The organism is Paenibacillus sp. E194, from assembly GCF_000935845.1.
GTDB classification, from domain to species: Bacteria; Bacillota; Bacilli; order Paenibacillales; family Paenibacillaceae; genus Paenibacillus_B; species Paenibacillus_B alvei_B.
On the sequence record NZ_JMDX01000507.1, the window covers coordinates 1 to 1,134 of the forward strand.

Genomic DNA, 1,134 nt, shown 5'->3' on the forward strand with positions numbered 1-1,134 from the left:
GGACCGTACATATTGTACAGCGACGCATTCGTTTGCGCCCGAAGCTGCTTCAGCAGCGCCGCGGGCAGCGGCTCGCCGCCGATCAGCAGGGCTGGTATACGGCGCAGCTGCGCTGCGCTGTACTCCTGCGCCAGCATCATCGACAACCTCGAAGGCGTCGTCTGCATCAGTTCTACCGGATGCTCCGCCAGCAGATCGCCCAGCAGTGCAGGGTACTGAAGCTCCGCTTCGCTGGCAAGAACGATCTGCATCCCGCAGCTAAGCGGTACCCAGCTCTCGGTCACGAAGATGTCAAAGGACACCGTTGTGACCGAGAGGATCGACGCAGACGGTACAAACGGCAGCGAGCGCACCATCCCCGCGATAAAGTTCACGACGTTCCGGTGCTCCACCACCACGCCTTTCGGCTTGCCGGTGGTGCCTGATGTGTAGATCACATACGCGCTGTTCATCGACGTTGTCGGTACATCCGACTGTAAGTCCGTTGATCTCGTGGAGTCCGGCGAATAGGTTTCCAATTCTTCCGCCGAGGCGAACCTCACCATGGCGGAGCAGTTCTTCTGCCCTTCGGCAGCCGTGGCGGCCAAATGTTCCTTCTTCCCTTCGACAGCCGCAGCGGCTATTTCCGAATTGGCGGAGCGTTCCTCATCCAAGCATAGGACATGCCGCAGCGGTGTTTCCTCCCAGTCCACCACCGTTTCTGCCTGTGTCCCTTCGCTCAGCAGGATTTGGATACCGGCATCCTGGATCATCCCCTCGATACGTGCTGCTGGCTGCGCCGGATCCAGCGGCACATAGGCTGCGCCGGCTTTCAGCACGCCCAGCAGAGCTGCGATCAATTGCGGCGAACGGCTGAGCAGCACACCGACACGGTCTTCGCTTCTCACCCCATGCGCACGCAGCCAGCCGGCGATGCGGTTGGCTCGCGCCTCCAGATCGCCGTACGTCCATACCGCCTCTCCGCTTACAAGCGCCGGTTGATCCGGCGTACGTGCAGCCTGCTGTTCGAACAGCGCATGCACGGTTGCTTCCACCGGCAGCTCCACCGCCGTATCGTTGAATGTCACCAGCAGTTCTTCCCGCTCTTCCACCGTCAGCAGATCCAGGTTCTCTACCGCCACATTCGGCGTGGAA

1 protein-coding gene is annotated in these 1,134 nt (G+C 61.1%); it reads right to left on the reverse strand.

The window, feature by feature from the left end; translation table 11 throughout:
• A partial coding sequence (locus tag AZ66_RS29255; protein ID WP_044358169.1) for an AMP-binding protein occupies positions 1-1,134 on the reverse strand: 1,134 nt, incomplete at both ends.